This is a genomic window from Pseudomonas asgharzadehiana, from assembly GCF_019139815.1.
Classification (GTDB): Bacteria; Pseudomonadota; Gammaproteobacteria; order Pseudomonadales; family Pseudomonadaceae; genus Aquipseudomonas; species Aquipseudomonas asgharzadehiana.
Genome location: NZ_CP077079.1, coordinates 2009564 through 2025829, shown reverse-complemented (window position 1 = coordinate 2025829; position 16266 = coordinate 2009564). Strand labels below are relative to the sequence as shown.

15 protein-coding genes are annotated in these 16266 nt (G+C 61.2%); 12 read left to right on the top strand and 3 right to left on the bottom strand.

The features are described 5' to 3' along the window. Positions 1 to 82 precede the first annotated feature (82 nt). Entirely contained in the window at positions 83 to 1381 is a 1299-nt protein-coding gene (locus KSS96_RS09390) for a serine/threonine protein kinase (protein ID WP_217856032.1), read from the top strand. Further along, positions 1374 to 2162 (top strand): MlaA family lipoprotein, encoded by a 789-nt coding sequence (locus tag KSS96_RS09385; RefSeq protein WP_003172793.1) that lies wholly within the window; start codon positions 1374 to 1376, stop codon positions 2160 to 2162. The genes KSS96_RS09390 and KSS96_RS09385 overlap by 8 nt, the downstream gene beginning before the upstream one ends. A 92-nt stretch (positions 2163 to 2254) precedes the next feature. On the opposite strand, the gene KSS96_RS09380 is transcribed toward KSS96_RS09385, so the two are convergent. After that, positions 2255 to 2617, bottom strand: a complete 363-nt coding sequence (locus KSS96_RS09380) for a DUF805 domain-containing protein (RefSeq protein ID WP_078823841.1) — start codon at positions 2615 to 2617, stop codon at positions 2255 to 2257. 136 nt (positions 2618 to 2753) lie between these two features. Next, positions 2754 to 3668, bottom strand: coding sequence for a DUF808 domain-containing protein (locus KSS96_RS09375; protein WP_078823805.1), 915 nt, complete (start codon positions 3666 to 3668; stop codon positions 2754 to 2756). 281 nt (positions 3669 to 3949) lie between these two features. Between KSS96_RS09375 and KSS96_RS09370 the strand changes: the two genes are divergently transcribed. Further along, complete coding sequence (locus KSS96_RS09370; protein ID WP_017529321.1) at positions 3950 to 4555, top strand: TetR/AcrR family transcriptional regulator; 606 nt, start codon at positions 3950 to 3952, stop codon at positions 4553 to 4555. Positions 4556 to 4672: 117 nt separating this feature from the next. On the opposite strand, the gene KSS96_RS09365 is transcribed toward KSS96_RS09370, so the two are convergent. After that, the gene (locus KSS96_RS09365; RefSeq protein ID WP_065877977.1) at positions 4673 to 5113 is read right to left on the bottom strand and encodes a GlcG/HbpS family heme-binding protein; all 441 of its coding nucleotides are present in this window, start codon (positions 5111 to 5113) and stop codon (positions 4673 to 4675) included. A 256-nt stretch (positions 5114 to 5369) separates the two neighbouring features. Here KSS96_RS09365 and gcl point away from each other — a divergent pair, with 256 nt between their 5' ends. The 9 genes from gcl to KSS96_RS09320 all read left to right on the top strand — a co-directional run bounded on the left by gcl (position 5370) and on the right by KSS96_RS09320 (position 16178). Then, on the top strand, positions 5370 to 7145 hold the full coding sequence (gene gcl / locus KSS96_RS09360; protein WP_017529323.1) for a glyoxylate carboligase: 1776 nt from the start codon (positions 5370 to 5372) through the stop codon (positions 7143 to 7145). A gap of 10 nt (positions 7146 to 7155) precedes the next feature. Further along, positions 7156 to 7938: a hydroxypyruvate isomerase gene (gene hyi / locus KSS96_RS09355; protein ID WP_017529324.1), complete on the top strand. Its 783-nt coding sequence runs from the start codon at positions 7156 to 7158 to the stop codon at positions 7936 to 7938. 63 nt (positions 7939 to 8001) lie between these two features. Then, positions 8002 to 8973 (top strand): 2-hydroxy-3-oxopropionate reductase, encoded by a 972-nt coding sequence (locus KSS96_RS09350; RefSeq protein WP_217856030.1) that lies wholly within the window; start codon positions 8002 to 8004, stop codon positions 8971 to 8973. A 116-nt stretch (positions 8974 to 9089) separates the two neighbouring features. Next, the gene (locus KSS96_RS09345; protein WP_217856028.1) at positions 9090 to 10370 is read left to right on the top strand and encodes a glycerate kinase type-2 family protein; all 1281 of its coding nucleotides are present in this window, start codon (positions 9090 to 9092) and stop codon (positions 10368 to 10370) included. Beyond that, positions 10360 to 11775 (top strand): pyruvate kinase, encoded by a 1416-nt coding sequence (gene pyk, locus KSS96_RS09340; RefSeq protein ID WP_017529327.1) that lies wholly within the window; start codon positions 10360 to 10362, stop codon positions 11773 to 11775. Before KSS96_RS09345 ends, pyk begins: the two co-directional genes overlap by 11 nt. Before the next feature lie 136 nt (positions 11776 to 11911). Beyond that, positions 11912 to 12787 carry an urea transporter gene (locus tag KSS96_RS09335; RefSeq protein WP_065877973.1) on the top strand — a complete coding sequence of 292 codons (876 nt, stop codon included), beginning with the start codon at positions 11912 to 11914 and terminating at the stop codon, positions 12785 to 12787. Between the two features lie 31 nt (positions 12788 to 12818). Then, a complete protein-coding gene (locus tag KSS96_RS09330; RefSeq protein WP_017529329.1) occupies positions 12819 to 13643 on the top strand; it encodes an ion transporter in 825 nt (274 codons plus the stop codon). Between the two features lie 95 nt (positions 13644 to 13738). Next, on the top strand, positions 13739 to 14740 hold the full coding sequence (locus tag KSS96_RS09325; RefSeq protein ID WP_217856026.1) for a sulfate ABC transporter substrate-binding protein: 1002 nt from the start codon (positions 13739 to 13741) through the stop codon (positions 14738 to 14740). A gap of 241 nt (positions 14741 to 14981) precedes the next feature. Further along, positions 14982 to 16178 (top strand): MFS transporter, encoded by a 1197-nt coding sequence (locus KSS96_RS09320; protein WP_017529331.1) that lies wholly within the window; start codon positions 14982 to 14984, stop codon positions 16176 to 16178. Positions 16179 to 16266: the final 88 nt, after the last annotated feature.

Sequence of the window (16266 nt, the reverse complement as noted above, 5' to 3'; positions counted from 1 at the left end):
CCGAGTACTGGCACTTCGGACGCTACGCGGTGGTCATAGCCTGCGAACTTCATTCAGCACGTTTCCTCTTAGGGATTAAGTCATGCTCCGTTCCTTGCGCTGTGCTGCCTTACTGGGCAGCCTTTTTTTGAGTGCGTCAGCACTGGCGGTCGACATTGACCAAGCCAGCTATGGCTACCCTTTGACCAACCCGTTCGAAGCGACCATCGCCACCACCCCGCCTGACCTTCGGCCCACGTTGCCGACCGACGACGAGATCAACCAGTCCGACTACACCCTGACCATGCGCCCCGAGCGCGAGTTCAGCCTGCCGGACAACTTCTGGGCAGTGAAGAAACTCACCTATCGCATCGCCAAGCAAGACCGCGCCGCACCGCTGATCTTCCTAATCGCGGGCACCGGTGCGCGGTTTGACAGCAGCATCAACGAATACCTGAAAAAACTGTACTACCAGGCTGGCTACCACGTGGTGCAACTGTCGTCGCCCACCAGCTTTGACTTCATCGCCTCCGCGTCGCGCTTCGCCACCCCCGGCATCAGCCAGGAAGACGCCGAAGACATGTATCGTGTAATGCAAGCCGTGCGGGCGCAGAACGCCTCGCTGCCGGTGACCGACTTCTACCTCACCGGCTATAGCCTGGGTGCCCTGGATGCGGCATTCGTCAGCAAGCTCGACGAAACCCGCCGCAGCTTCAACTTCAAGAAAGTCTTGCTGCTGAACCCGCCGGTCAACCTCTACACCTCGATCACCAACCTCGACAAGTTGGTGCAGACCGAGGTGAAGGGCATCAACAACACCACCACCTTCTATGAGCTGGTGCTGAACAAGCTGACCCGCTACTTCCAGCAAAAAGGCTACATCGACCTCAACGACGCCCTGCTCTACGACTTCCAGCAATCCAAGCAACACCTGACCAACGAACAGATGGCCATGCTGATCGGCACCTCGTTCCGCTTCTCGGCGGCCGACATCGCCTTCACCTCGGACCTGATCAACCGCCGCGGCCTGATCATCCCGCCGAAGTACCCGATCACCGAAAGCACCAGCCTTACGCCATTCCTCAAGCGTGCGCTGCAGTGCGACTTCGACTGCTACCTCACCGAGCAGGTGATCCCGATGTGGCGCGCCCGCTCCGACGGCGGCAGCCTGCTGCAACTGGTTGACCAGGTCAGCCTGTACGCCCTCAAGGACTACCTGCACGCCAGCCCGAAAATCGCCGTCATGCACAACGCCGACGATGTCATCCTGGGCCCGGGCGACCTCGGCTTCCTGCGTAAAACCTTCGGCGATCGCCTGACCGTCTACCCGCTGGGCGGCCATTGCGGCAACCTCAATTACCGCGTCAACGCCGACGCCATGCTGGAGTTCTTCCGTGGCTAAATATCTTTTGCTGCTCGCCGCGCTGATGTGCGCAGGCGTCGCCAATGCCGACAACAGCAAGGCCCACGAGCCGGTGACGATCGATGCCGATGGCTTCAAGGAGCCGTTGACCAAGCTCAAGTTCAACCCGGGCCTGGACCAGCGCGAATTCGAGCGGTCGTCGCTCACCGCGCTCAACGTGTATGACCCGTTGGAGTCGTGGAACCGCCGCGTCTATCACTTCAACTACCGTTTCGACCAATGGGTGTTCCTGCCCGTAGTCAACGGCTATACCTACGTCACACCAAGCTTCCTGCGCACCGGCGTGAGCAATTTCTTCAACAACCTGGGCGATGTGCCCAACCTGTTGAACAGCCTGTTGCAACTCAAGGGGCATCGCTCCCTGGAAACCACCGGGCGCCTGCTGCTCAACACTACCGTCGGTATTGCCGGCCTGTGGGACCCGGCCACCGCCATGGGCCTGCCGCGCCAAAGCGAAGACTTCGGCCAGACCCTGGGCTTCTACGGCGTACCCGGTGGCGCCTACCTGGTGCTGCCGATCTTCGGCCCGTCAAATCTGCGCGACACCGGCGGCTTGCTGGTGGATTACACCGCGGAGTCCCAGATCAACTTCCTGAACGTCTCCGAAGTCAGCTCCAACCACCCGGAAATCTGGGCCCTGCGTGCCGTGGACAAGCGCTACCAGACCAGCTTCCGCTACGGTCAGATGAACTCGCCGTTCGAGTATGAGAAGGTGCGGTATATCTATACCGAATCGCGCAAGTTGCAGATTGCCGAGTAAACAGCGCGCACAAAAAAGGCCATTCGATTGAATGGCCTTTTTTATCGCGCTGATTTTTAATCTCTTACTCAGCTAATATTTTCTGGAATTTCTCATAATTCATTTGGAGGCACGCCGTAATCGTTCACTCCCCTATCGCCTTGGGTGAACAACTGAATGGACACCAGGATAAAACCAACTACCGGTATCAAAAGCCAAAGGACGTAAGCTCCCGTGACATTTACGTCATGGAGCCGCCGGAAGGTCACTGACAACGCGGGTGGAATCATAAACAACACGTAGATACCAAATGGAACGTAGAACCACGGATTCGAATAAATACCTGCCTGGTTCGCTACCACTACGGAGCCCAACATAACCATTGCGTCCATTACTGCAAACGCCCAATACTCCCGTCTACAGGCTCGCCCACTGAACTTGGCATAGTTTTTTATCGCTTGAAAACACCAGTTCATCCTTAACCCCTTATCGATCCATTTTTTATCGCGCCACTTCACATGAAGAAGCGCGACGCATCCTATAAATGCCTGGAAAACCGAACTGTAGGATTAATCTTAAACAGCGTTTCAAACTCTACTCGATACGAACGAATCAGCGTTTCGCCGCTCGCCATGCTTTGCCAAGTATCGATACAACCGCCAGCACGACGGCCCCGGCAATAATCCCCGCCACCGCATTGAGCACTGTAGGCATCAACCACGCCAGGCCACCGACACTCTGGCTCACCGTCTCGATCCAGTGATGCACCACCGGCACGCCATGGGTGAGGATGCCCCCACCGACCATGAACATCGCCGCCGTGCCGATCACCGACAGGCTCTTCATCATGTACGGCGCCGCCCGCAGGATGCCGCCACCAATACTGCGCGCTACCTGGCCAGGCTTTTGCGTGAGCCACAAACCCAGGTCATCCAGCTTGACGATACCGGCCACCAGCCCGTAAACGCCCGCGGTCATTACGATGGCGATACCCGACAACACGATGACCTGCTGCGTCAATTGCGCATCGGCCACGATACCCAGGGTAATGGCGATGATTTCCGCCGAGAGGATGAAATCGGTGCGGATTGCGCCTTTGATCTTGTCCTTTTCGAAGGCCACCAAATCGGTCGCTGGGTCGGCCACGGCTTCGACCAGTTGCGCATGTTCGGCCTGATCGTCTGCCTTGCTGTGCAGGAATTTATGCGCGAGTTTTTCGAACCCTTCAAAACACAGATAGGCGCCGCCGAGCATCAACAGCGGTGTGACCGCCCAAGGCGCAAAAGCACTGATCAGCAGCGCCGTCGGCACCAGGATCAGCTTATTGACGAACGAGCCCTTCGCCACCGCCCATACCACGGGAATTTCCCGCTCGGCACGCACGCCGCTGACCTGCTGGGCGTTGAGCGCCAGGTCGTCGCCCAGCACGCCGGAAGTCTTCTTCGCGGCCATTTTTGTCATCAGGGCGACGTCATCGAGTACTGCGGCGATATCGTCGATCAACACCAACAAGCTGCTTCCTGCCATGAATCGGGTATCCATAAGGGAGAGAAGCGGCGAGCATAACGCGTTGCGGGCACATTGTTGAGGCTCGCGGATAGCCGGTGCTACCATGCGCAACCGCCTGTCATGGCAAGGAAACCTCCCGTGCTCAGTTTCATAGATACGTTTCTCTTTTGGCGAGCGGCTGTTGTCGTCAGGCAAGGAGCCGCGACGACTCATAGCTCGCTATGGGGAGGAGCGGCGACGCAGAATGGCGGCAACAGCCGCCGTCAAAAAGAAACAGTATCTGTGAGACTGAGCACTTTATGAGCAGCATTCGCGAGCGCAACAAAGAAAAAATCCTGCGGGCGGCCAGCGAGGAGTTTGCCGACAAGGGCTTCGCCGCGACCAAAACCAGCGACATCGCCGCCAAGGCCGGGCTGCCCAAGCCCAACGTCTATTACTACTTCAAATCCAAGGACAACCTCTACCGCGAGGTGCTCGAAAGTATTATCGAGCCGATCCTGGCGGCCTCCACACCGTTCAACCCAGACGGCGCCCCTTCGGTGGTGCTCGGCAACTACATCCGCTCGAAAATCCGCATCTCCCGCGACCTGCCGTTTGCCTCAAAAGTGTTCGCCAGCGAAATCATGCACGGCGCCCCTCACCTGAGCGCCGAGCAGGTCGAACAGCTCAATGCCCAGGCCAGGCACAATATCGAGTGCATCCAGAGCTGGGTGGATCGCGGTTTGATAGCCGCCATTGACCCTCATCACCTGATGTTCAGCATCTGGGCCGCGACCCAGACCTACGCCGATTTCGACTGGCAGATCTCCGCGGTAACCGGCAAGGCCAAGCTGGATGAAGCCGATTATGAAGCGGCGGCGCAGACGATTATCCGGTTGGTGCTCAAGGGCTGCGAGCCGGACTGATACACCGAAGGGCCTTTGCCCATCGGGAGCAAGCCCCTCCCCCATTTGAACGGTGAACACGGTCAAAACTGTGGGAGGGGGCTTGCTCCCGATGAGGTCCTGACAGTCACTCAATACTCAAGCTGACACCCCCGCATCCGCCCGCAACCCCACCCCCTCAATCGCCGTAATCGCACACTGCTCGTCAATATCCGACGTATCCCCGCTGATCCCGATAGCCCCCAGCACCACACCGCCGTGATCGCGAATCAGCACGCCACCCGGCGCCGGCACGACGCTGCCCTGCCCCAGGCTGTTCAGCGCAGCGATAAACGCCGGGCGTTGCTGTGCGTCCAGCGCCAGCAAGCGCGAGCCCTTGCCCAGGGCAATCGCGCCCCAGGCCTTGCCGATGGCAATGTGCGGGCGCAGCAGGCTGGCGCCGTCTTCGCGTTGCAGCGTGATCAAGTGGCCGCCGCTGTCGAGCACGGCGATGGTCAGCGGCGCGGCCGCGATGGTGCGCCCGGCGTTGAGGGCATCGCTGGCCAATTGGCTGGCGAGTTTCAAGGTTAAAGCGCTCATGGTGCCGTCCTTCTTTTGTTATTGAGAATACGGGTGGAGGTCTGTTTGATCAGATGCTCGGCACAACAAATAGAACACAATGATTTATATTTTTGTATACAATATTTTCTCCAACGCCTTCCATCTGTCGAAAAAACGCCTTCCGCCACGCGTAAACACCCATCAATAAAATGAATTGACCTGCGTCGCTTGTCGTGAATACACTTCGACCCAACACCACTTGTATACAATTACAAAACGCAAGAGGCACCAAAACATGAGCAAAATGAGAGCAATCGAAGCCGCCGTCCTTGTCATGCGCCGCGAAGGCGTGGACACCGCCTTCGGTATCCCTGGCGCCGCGATCAACCCCCTGTACTCAGCCTTGCAGAAGGTGGGTGGCATCGATCACGTCCTTGCTCGCCACGTTGAAGGCGCCTCGCACATGGCCGAGGGTTACACCCGCACCAAGGCCGGCAATATCGGCGTGTGCATCGGCACCTCGGGCCCGGCGGGCACCGACATGGTCACCGGCCTGTACAGCGCCTCGGCCGACTCGATCCCGATCCTGTGCATCACCGGCCAGGCGCCGCGTGCCCGCCTGCATAAGGAAGACTTCCAGGCCGTGGACATCACCAGCATCGTCAAGCCGGTGACCAAGTGGGCGACCACCGTCCTCGAACCTGGCCAAGTGCCCTACGCGTTCCAGAAAGCCTTCTATGAGATGCGCTCCGGCCGTCCGGGCCCGGTGCTGATCGACCTGCCGTTCGACGTGCAGATGGCCGAGATCGAATTCGACATCGACGCCTACCAACCGCTGCCATTGGCCAAACCGCTGGCCACCCGCGTCCAGGTGGAAAAAGCCCTGGCCCTGCTCGACACCGCCGAGCGCCCGCTGCTGGTCAGCGGCGGCGGCGTGATCAATGCCAACGCCAGCGAGTTGCTGGTTGAATTTGCCGAACTCACCGGTATCCCGGTGATTCCGACCCTGATGGGCTGGGGCACCCTCCCTGACGACCACCCGTTAATGGTAGGCATGGTCGGCCTCCAGACCTCCCACCGGTATGGCAACGCGACGATGCTCAAGTCGGACATGGTGCTGGGTATCGGTAACCGCTGGGCCAACCGCCACACGGGTTCGGTGGAGGTCTACACCGAGGGGCGTAAATTCATTCACGTCGACATCGAACCGACGCAGATCGGCCGGGTATTCACCCCGGACCTGGGCATCGTTTCCGACGCCGGTTCCGCGCTGACGATGTTTATCGAAGTCGCCCGCGAGTGGAAAGCCGCCGGCAAGCTCAAGGACCGCAGCGCCTGGCTGCATGAGTGCCAACAGCGCAAGGCCACCCTGCACCGCAAGACCCACTTCGACAACGTCCCCGTCAAACCGCAACGCGTGTACGAAGAGATGAACCAGGTGTTCGGAAAAGACACCTGCTACGTCAGCACCATCGGCTTGTCGCAGATTGCCGGCGCGCAATTCCTGCATGTCTACAAGCCGCGCCACTGGATCAACTGCGGCCAGGCAGGTCCCTTGGGCTGGACCATCCCCGCCGCGCTCGGCGTGGTCAAGGCCGACCCGAGCCGCAAGGTAGTGGCGTTGTCCGGCGACTACGATTTCCAGTTCATGATCGAAGAACTGGCCGTGGGCGCACAGTTCAAGCTGCCGTACATCCACGTGGTGGTGAACAACTCCTACCTGGGGCTGATCCGCCAGGCCCAGCGCGGGTTTGAAATGGACTACTGCGTGCAGCTGTCTTTCGACAACCTCAACGCGCCGGAACTCAACGGTTATGGCGTCGACCACGTCGCCGTCGCCGAAGGTCTGGGTTGCAAGGCCCTGCGCGTGTTCGAACCGGGCCAGATCCAGCCGGCGTTACGCAAAGCCCAGGCGATGATCGAAGAGTTCAAGGTGCCGGTGATCGTGGAGATCATCCTGGAGCGCGTGACCAATATTTCGATGGGCACCGAAATCAACGCCGTCAACGAATTTGAAGACCTGGCACTGGTCGGCAACGATGCGCCCACTGCCATATCCCTGCTCGATTAAGGAGAACCCTATGCCACGTTTTGCCGCCAACCTGTCCATGCTGTTTACCGAGCAGGACTTCCTCGCCCGCTTCAAAGCGGCCGCCGAGGCCGGGTTCGAGGGTGTGGAATACCTGTTCCCGTATGAGTTCAGCTCCGCCGAGATCAAGGCGCAACTCGATGCCAATGGCCTGACCCAGGTGCTGTTCAACCTGCCGGCCGGGGACTGGGCCAAAGGCGAGCGCGGCCTGGCGTGCCATCCGGACCGGGTCGAGGAGTTCCGCGCCGGGGTCAAGCTGGCCATCGCCTACGCCCAGGTTTTGGGTAACACCCAGATCAACTGCCTGGCGGGCATTCGGCCAGAGGGGGTGGATGATCAAATGCTGCAAAAGACCTTCGTCGCCAACCTCAAATACGCCGCCGACAAACTGCAAGCGGTGGGTATCAAGCTGGTGATGGAGGCGATCAACACCCGCGACATTCCAGGCTTTTACCTGAATAACACGGCGCAGGCCCTGTCGATTCGCGAGCAGGTGGGCAGTGACAACCTGTTCCTGCAATACGACCTCTATCACATGCAAATCATGGAAGGTGACCTGGCCCGCACCCTGTCCGCGCACCTGGGTGAGATCAATCACGTCCAACTGGCCGACAACCCCGGCCGCAACGAGCCGGGGACCGGGGAGATCAACTACCGCTTCCTGTTCGAGCATTTGGACCGCATTGGCTACACCGGCTGGGTCGGCTGCGAGTACAAGCCGTTGACCACCACCGAAGCGGGACTGGGTTGGCTCAAAACCCATAACGCCATCTAACAAACACAACACAAAGCCCAATGTGGCAGGGGGCTTGCCCCCGAGGGGTCTCTGATTCAACAGGTGTGTCGGCTGGTACACCGCTATCGGGAGCAAGCCCCCTCCCACAGGGGACCTGCGGTGTCATTACAAGAGGATTTCATCATGGCTAAAATCGGCTTTATCGGCACCGGCATCATGGGCGAACCCATGGCCGCGAACCTGCAAAAAGCAGGTCACCAACTGTTTCTGTCCGAACATCACGGCAAGGCTCCGCAAGCGCTGAGCGACGCCGGCGCCGTGGCCCTCGCCACCCCGCAACATGTCGCGCAGGAAGCCGAGTTCATCATCGTCATGGTGCCCGACACTCCGCAGGTGGAGGACGTGCTGTTCCGCGCCGATGGCGTCGCTGCCGGCCTGTCGCCAAACAAGGTGGTGATCGACATGAGTTCGATCTCCCCCACCGCCACCAAGGCCTTCGCCGAGAAGATCAACCAGCACGGCGCGCAGTACCTCGATGCGCCGGTGTCCGGCGGTGAAGTCGGCGCCAAGGCCGGCACCTTGAGCATTATGGTCGGTGGCGAGCCGCGGACCTTCGAACGCGCCCTCGCGTTATTGCAGAGCATGGGCAAGAACATCACCCTGGTCGGCGGCAATGGCGACGGCCAGACCGCCAAGGTCGCCAACCAGATCATCGTCGCGCTGAACATCCAGGCGGTGGCCGAAGCGCTGCTGTTCGCCGCCAAGAACGGCGCCGACCCGGCCAAGGTGCGTGAAGCGCTGATGGGTGGCTTTGCTTCGTCGAAGATCCTGGAAGTGCATGGCGAACGCATGATCAAAGGCACGTTCGATCCGGGCTTTCGCATCAACCTGCACCAGAAAGACCTCAACCTGGCCCTGGCCGGTGCCAAGGAGCTGGGGATCAACCTGCCGAACACCGCCGGCACCCAGCAAGTGTTCAGCACGTGCGCTGCGATGGGCGGCGGTCACTGGGACCACTCGGCGCTGATCAAGGGCCTGGAGCATATGGCGAATTTTTCGATTCGCGATCAGTAATCCCCTTTGGAATGCAATCAACTGTGGAAGGCGGTTTGGCCCCTCCCACAGTTGATCCCATTCCACGTCTGAAAATGGCTGCACATCTAATAACAAAAATCCTCGGGAGCCCGCTTATGTCGGTCGATCCGCAACACCTGCTTCGCGAGCTGTTTGCCACAGCCATCGACGCCGCCCATCCCCGCCGAGTGCTTGAACCTTTTCTGCCCGCCGACCGCAGCGGCCGGGTGATCGTAATCGGCGCAGGCAAGGCGGCGGCCGCCATGGCACTCGTCGTCGAAAGTTGCTGGCAGGGTGAAGTCACTGGCCTGGTGGTCACCCGCTACGGCCACGGCGCGCCGTGCAAAAAAATCGAAGTGGTCGAAGCGGCTCATCCAGTGCCCGATGCCGCTGGCCTGGCCGTGGCCTGCCGCGTACTGGCGTTGATCAGCAACCTGGGCGAAGACGACCGCGTGATTTTCCTGCTCTCCGGTGGCGGCTCGGCGCTGCTGGCGCTGCCCGCCGAAGGCATCACCCTGGCCGACAAACAAACCCTCAACAAAGCCCTGCTCAAGTCCGGCGCGACCATCGGCGAGATGAATTGCGTGCGCAAGCACCTCTCGGCGATCAAAGGCGGCCGGTTGGCCAAAGCGGCGTGGCCGGCGACGGTGTACACCTACGCGATCTCCGATGTGCCGGGCGACCAGGCCACGGTGATCGCCTCCGGCCCTACCGTCGGCGACCCAAGCACCTCGCAACAGGCGCTGGCGATTCTCACGCGCTACGGCATTGAGGCTCCGGCGTCAGTGCGCAGTTGGTTGCAGAATCCGGCCTCGGAAACCGTCAAGCCCGGTGACCCGGTGCTCGCCCGCAGCCACTTCCAATTGATCGCCCGCCCTCAGCAATCCCTGGAAGCGGTGGCGGTCAAAGTGCGTCAGGCCGGCTTCAGCCCGCTGATCCTCGGCGACCTGGAAGGCGAAGCGCGGGACGTGGCCAAGGTGCACGCCGGGATCGCCCGGCAAATCGTGCAGCACGGCCAGCCGTTGGCGGCGCCGTGCGTGATCCTTTCCGGCGGTGAAACCACGGTGACCGTGCGCGGCAACGGCCGTGGCGGGCGCAACGCCGAATTCCTGCTGAGCCTCACCGACAGCCTCAAGGGCTTGCCCGGCGTGTATGCCCTGGCCGGCGATACCGACGGCATCGACGGCTCGGAAGACAACGCCGGCGCAATCATGACCCCGTGCAGTTATTCGCGCGCCGAGGCCTTGGGCCTGAGCGCCGCTGATGAGCTGGACAACAACAACGGCTACGGCTATTTCGCCGCGCTCGACGGCTTGATCATCACCGAGCCGACCCGCACCAACGTCAACGATTTTCGCGCCATCCTGATCCTTGAGACTGCCAACCATGACGCCTGACAAGAAGGTCAAAATCCTGGCCACCCTGGGCCCGGCCACCGACGGGGTCGACGCCATCCGCGAACTGGTGGAAGCCGGGGTGAATATCTTTCGCCTCAACTTCAGCCACGGCGACCACGCCGACCATGCCCGGCGTTATCAGTGGATCCGCCAGGTGGAGCGCCAGCTCAATTACCCGCTGGGCATTCTCATGGACCTGCAAGGGCCAAAACTGCGGGTCGGGCGTTTCGCCAAGGGCAAGGTGCAACTGGTGCGCGGCCAGGCGTTGCGCCTGGACCTGGATGAAACCCCAGGCGACCAGCGCCGGGTCAACCTGCCCCATCCGCAGATCATCGCGGCCCTGGAGCCGGGCATGGACCTGCTGCTCGACGATGGCAAGTTGCGCCTGCGGGTGATGACCAAGCATGCCGATGCCATCGACACCACGGTGCTCAATGGCGGCGAACTGTCTGATCGCAAAGGCGTGAACGTCCCACAAGCGTTGTTGGAACTGAGCCCACTGACCGCCAAGGACCGACGTGACCTGAGCTTCGGCCTGGAGCTGGGTGTGGACTGGGTAGCGCTGTCGTTCGTGCAACGCCCGGAAGACATTCGCGAAGCCCGCGAGTTGATCGGTGACAAGGCGTTTCTGATGGCCAAGATCGAGAAACCTTCGGCCGTGCAGCGCCTGCGGGAAATCGCCGAACTGAGCGACGCGATCATGGTGGCCAGAGGCGACCTGGGCGTGGAAGTGCCGGCCGAGAGCGTGCCGCAGATCCAGAAAGACATCATCCGCACCTGCCGCCAACTGGGTAAGCCGGTGGTGGTGGCCACGCAGATGCTCGAATCCATGCGCTTTTCACCCGCGCCGACCCGCGCCGAAGTCACCGATGTGGCCAACGCGGTGGCCGAAGGCGCGGACGCGGTGATGCTCTCGGCGGAAACCGCATCGGGCGAGTACCCGCTGGAAGCCGTGCAGATGATGAGCAAGATCATTCGCCAAGTGGAGCGTGGGCCGGATTACCAGGCTCAACTGGACGTCAGCCGCCCAAAAGCCGATGCGACAGTCTCGGACGCGATCAGCTGTGCGATCCGCCGCATCAGCAGCATCCTGCCGGTAGCCGTGCTGGTGAACTACAGCGAGTCGGGCAACTCCAGCCTGCGCGCGGCGCGAGAGCGGCCGGTGGCGCCGATCCTCAACCTTACGCCGAACCTGTCCACGGCACGCCGCTTGAGCGTGGCGTGGGGCGTGCATTCGGTGGTCAATGACCGGCTGCGCCAGGTGGATGAAGTGTGTTCCACCGCGCTGGAAATCGCCCAGGCCCAGGGCATGGCGCAGCGCGGGGATACGTTGGTGATTACCGCCGGGGTGCCGTTCGGGCAGTTGGGGTCGACCAACTCGCTGCGTATCGAGACGCTGATTTAGCGCCGGTAAGGGCCTTATCGGGAGCAAGCCCCCTCCCACACTGGACTGTTTTCACACCTATGAATGTGAACCCAATCAAGTGTGGGAGGGGGGCTTGCTCCCGATGAGGGCAACTCGGTCTCACTGACAACCCATCATGCACAACCCAACCTGCCCCGACTGGGCCGAAGCCCTGCTCAACGGTTTCAGCCAGATTTTCCTGCAGCGCCACCCGCTGTGTGGCCTGCTGTGCCTGCTGGCGATCCTGATCGGCGCCCCGGCCGTGCTTGGCGGTGCGCTGCTGGGTGGGCTGGCGGGGCTGCTCACCGCTCAGCGCCGGGGCTATCCCAAGGCTGAACGCCAGGCGGGTCTATATAGCTACAACGGCGTATTGCTGGGCGTATTGATCAGCCAGCACTTTACCTGGTCAGCCTTGGTGCCGCCGTTGATCCTGGCGTGCGGCGGCCTGAGTGCGATCCTCACACGACAGTGGCTAAAACGCGCGCCACATCCCGAGAACCTGCCCGCCTACACCGCGCCGTTTGTCCTGCTGGGGTGGCTGCTGTTGGGCAGCATCCCGCCACCCCCGGTCGCCTTCAGCGAACCCGAGGTCTTGACCCTGCTCGCTGCGCCTCTCACCGGCCTGGCGCAAGTCATGCTGCTGGACCAGCCCCTGGCCGGCGCCTTGATTGCCATCGGCCTGTGGCTGGCCGACCGGCGCGCCGCCGCGTGGGCACTGGCCGGTGCGATCAGCGGCGTGTCGGCCGGCCTGCTGCTGGGCGATAACACCGCTACCCTGTTGGGCCTGCACAGCTACAACCCGGCCCTCGCGGCCCTGGCCTTGAGCCCGGCACGCCGCCAACCCTGGTTGCCACTGCTCGGCATCCTGCTGGCGATTCTGCTTACGCCGGGCTTTGCCAGCCTGCCCGTGCCGGCGCTCACCGCGCCGTTTATCCTCGCCTGCTGGCTGGTGCGCGCCGGCCGCCGAGTGCTTGCGCAACCGCGCATGGACAGCCCCTTCGAATCGCCCTAGGCTTGCTCGATATTCGATTCGGGCGGGACTTATGGACAGCAACAACGACTGGCGCCAGCGCCTCTACGTCATGGTTTTTCAGAGCGATACGCCGGCTGGGCGGCGCTTTGACGGCATCCTGCTGCTGATCATCCTGGCCAGCCTTGTGATCGTGATGCTCGACAGCATCGACCAGATCCACCAGAACTACGCGGATGTGCTGGCGTATATCGAGTGGGGCTTCACCGTGATTTTCCTGATCGAGTACGGGCTGCGCCTGTATTGCTCGCCCAAGCCGTTGCGCTATGCCTTCAGCTTTTACGGGCTGGTGGATTTGCTGGCCATCGTGCCCGGCATCCTCGCCCTGTATTACAGCGACGCTCAATACCTGCTGATCATCCGCATCATCCGCATGCTGCGTATCTTCCGCGTGCTCAAGCTCAGCCCGTACCTCAAGCAGGCCAACTACCTGATGGCGGCGCTGCGCGGCAGCAAGCAGAAGATCGTGGTGTTCCTGGTCAGCGTGTGCACCCTGGTCACGGTGTTCGGCACCTTGATGTATGTAATCGAAGGCCCGCAACACGGGTTTACCAGCATCCCCAAGGGCATCTACTGGGCCATCGTCACCCTGACCACCGTGGGCTTTGGCGATATCGTGCCCAAAACCCCGCTGGGCCAGGTGATTTCGTCGCTGGTGATGATCACCGGTTACTCGATCATCGCGGTACCCACCGGGATTTTTACCGCCGAACTGGCCAGTGCCATGCGCGGCGAGCAGTTGCAAACCGATTGCCCGGTGTGCAAAAAAAACAGCCATGAGCCCAGCGCGGCATTCTGTTCACGCTGCGGCAGCAATCTGTTTAAGAAAGTGGAATAAGCAAAGTTCTTTTTAATCTTTAAGCGACTATGGCGCCCCGGCTATAGTCGCTGGCAAATGGCCTTACCCTTCTCTCGAACAACAAGGAATGAGCAGTGAAAAAAATCCTCAGCGCCTCTCTATTGGCCGCCGGCCTGGCCCTGGCGGGCTCCGCCCAGGCAGCGACCACCCTGCTCAACGTCTCCTACGACGTGATGCGCGATTTCTACAAGGACTACAACGCCGCCTTCCAAAAGCACTGGGAAGCCGAGCACTCGGGCGACAAGCTGACGGTGCAGATGTCCTTCGGCGGCTCCAGCAAACAAGCGCGCTCAGTGATCGACGGCCTGCCGGCTGACGTGATCACCATGAACATGGCCACCGACATCAACGCCCTGGCCGATAACGGCAAACTGGTGCCGGACAACTGGGTCACGCGCCTGCCGGACAACAGCGCGCCGTTCACCTCGGCCACTGTGTTTATCGTGCGCAAGGGCAACCCAAAAGCCCTGAAAGACTGGCCGGACCTGCTCAAGGATGGCGTGCAGGTGATCGTGCCCAACCCGAAGACTTCGGGTAACGGCCGCTACACCTACCTGTCGGCCTGGGGCTATGTGCTCAAGAACGGCGGCGATGAAGAAAAGGCCAAGGCCTTCGTGGGCAAACTGTTCAAGCAGGCGCCTGTGCTCGACACCGGCGGCCGCGCCGCCACCACCACGTTCATGACCAACCAGATCGGCGACGTACTGGTGACGTTCGAGAACGAGGCCGAAATGATCGCCCGGGAGTTCGGCCGTGATCAGTTCGAAGTGATCTACCCAAGCGTCTCCGCCGAAGCCGAGCCACCGGTGTCGGTGGTCGACAAAGTGGTCGATAAGAAAGGCACCCGCGCCGCCGCCGAAGACTACCTGAAGTACCTGTGGTCGCCACAGGGCCAGGAAATCGCCGCCAACAACTACCTGCGCCCACGTGACCCGAAGGTGCTGGCCAAGTACACCGACCGTTTCCCCAAAGTCGACTTCCTGTCGGTGGAGAAGACCTTTGGTGACTGGCGCACCGTGCAGAAGACCCACTTCAATGACGGCGGGGTGTTTGACCAGATTTACTCCGGTCAATAACTGACAAAACGCGGTAAACCTGTGGGAGGGGGCTTGCTCCCGATAGCGGTGGATCAGTCAATACTGCGTTGACTGATACTCCGCTATCGGGAGCAAGCCCCCTCCCACATTTGGTTTTTGTGTAGTTGTTTCTGAATGTATCATCGCCCTGCATAAGTGATATCACCACAAACGGCCTACTCAGCATGGAGCCTTGTCTTTACTCTCGCTCGCCATCTTCCTTCGCTTTTATGAGAACACCATGAACGCAACTTCCCACGCTACAACCACCATGACCCGAGGCATGGTGATGCTGTTTGCGTTTTGCTGCGGCGCGATTGTCGCCAACATTTACTACGCGCAGCCGATCATCGAATTGATCGCCCCGGACATCGGCCTCACGCCGGCAATGGCCAGCCTGATCGTGTCGCTGACGCAGATCGGCTATGCGTTGGGCTTGTTCTTCCTGGTGCCGTTGGGCGACCTGCTGGAAAACCGCAAGCTGATGATCCTCACTACCGTCGTGGCGATTGCCAGCCTGTTGGGCGCTGCATTTACCGAGCAGCCGAACCTGTTTTTGCTGGTGTCATTACTGATCGGCTTCAGTTCGGTGTCGGTACAGATCCTGATCCCGCTGGCCGCGCACCTGGCACCCGCCGAATCCCGTGGCCGGGTGGTCGGTAGCATCATGGGCGGCCTGCTGCTCGGTATCCTGCTGGCACGCCCGGTGTCCAGCGTGGTGGCGGATCACTTCGGTTGGCGTGCAATGTTCATGGCCGCCGCGGCGTTGATGGCGTTCATCAGCGTGGTGCTGATGCTGACCATTCCCAAGCGCCAACCCGACCACAGCGCCAGCTACGGCCAGTTGCTGGGCTCGCTGGGCACCCTGTTGCGTCGCCAGCCGGTATTGCGCCAGCGCGCGTTTTACCAAGGCTGCATGTTTGCCGCCTTCAGCCTGTTCTGGACCGCAGCCCCGCTGGAACTGGCGCGCAATCATGGCCTGAGCCAAAGCGAGATCGCCCTGTTTGCCCTGGTCGGTGCCCTGGGCGCTGTCGCTGCGCCCATCGCCGGGCGCCTGGCCGATGCCGGCCACACTCACCGTGCTTCGCTGCTGGCCATGCTGTTTGCGGCGCTGAGCTTCCTGCCGGCCTTCATACACCCGCTGTTCAGTGTGATCGGCCTGGCGGTGACCGGCGTGGTGCTGGACTTCTGCGTGCAGATGAACATGGTCATCGGCCAACGCGCCGTCTACGCCCTTGACGCCCACAGCCGCAGCCGCCTGAACGCGCTGTACATGACCAGCATCTTCATCGGCGGCGCCTTCGGTTCGGCGATTGCCAGCAGTGTGTATGAACACGGCGGCTGGCTGGGGGTAGTGGTGGTGGGCAGTGCGTTGCCGCTGGTGGCGTTGTGGCGGTTCTTCAGTGCGTCACGGCAGACGGTTGCGGCAGTGGCCTGATCGCAACTCCCACCGAGCTCGCATCAGGAGCGGACCAACTGTTGGCTGAGACTTCATCACGTCCGACAGTTGATCCAAGCTCCGTCAG

Coding starts and splice junctions, on each gene's coding strand:
- KSS96_RS09390 (WP_217856032.1), top strand. CDS start 83: ATGCTCCGTTCCTTGCGCTGTGCTGCCTTACTGGGCAGCCTTTTTTTG.
- KSS96_RS09380 (WP_078823841.1), bottom strand. CDS start 2,617: ATGAACTGGTGTTTTCAAGCGATAAAAAACTATGCCAAGTTCAGTGGG.
- KSS96_RS09375 (WP_078823805.1), bottom strand. CDS start 3,668: ATGGCAGGAAGCAGCTTGTTGGTGTTGATCGACGATATCGCCGCAGTA.
- KSS96_RS09370 (WP_017529321.1), top strand. CDS start 3,950: ATGAGCAGCATTCGCGAGCGCAACAAAGAAAAAATCCTGCGGGCGGCC.
- KSS96_RS09365 (WP_065877977.1), bottom strand. CDS start 5,113: ATGAGCGCTTTAACCTTGAAACTCGCCAGCCAATTGGCCAGCGATGCC.
- gcl (WP_017529323.1), top strand. CDS start 5,370: ATGAGCAAAATGAGAGCAATCGAAGCCGCCGTCCTTGTCATGCGCCGC.
- hyi (WP_017529324.1), top strand. CDS start 7,156: ATGCCACGTTTTGCCGCCAACCTGTCCATGCTGTTTACCGAGCAGGAC.
- KSS96_RS09345 (WP_217856028.1), top strand. CDS start 9,090: ATGTCGGTCGATCCGCAACACCTGCTTCGCGAGCTGTTTGCCACAGCC.
- pyk (WP_017529327.1), top strand. CDS start 10,360: ATGACGCCTGACAAGAAGGTCAAAATCCTGGCCACCCTGGGCCCGGCC.
- KSS96_RS09335 (WP_065877973.1), top strand. CDS start 11,912: ATGCACAACCCAACCTGCCCCGACTGGGCCGAAGCCCTGCTCAACGGT.
- KSS96_RS09330 (WP_017529329.1), top strand. CDS start 12,819: ATGGACAGCAACAACGACTGGCGCCAGCGCCTCTACGTCATGGTTTTT.
- KSS96_RS09320 (WP_017529331.1), top strand. CDS start 14,982: ATGAACGCAACTTCCCACGCTACAACCACCATGACCCGAGGCATGGTG.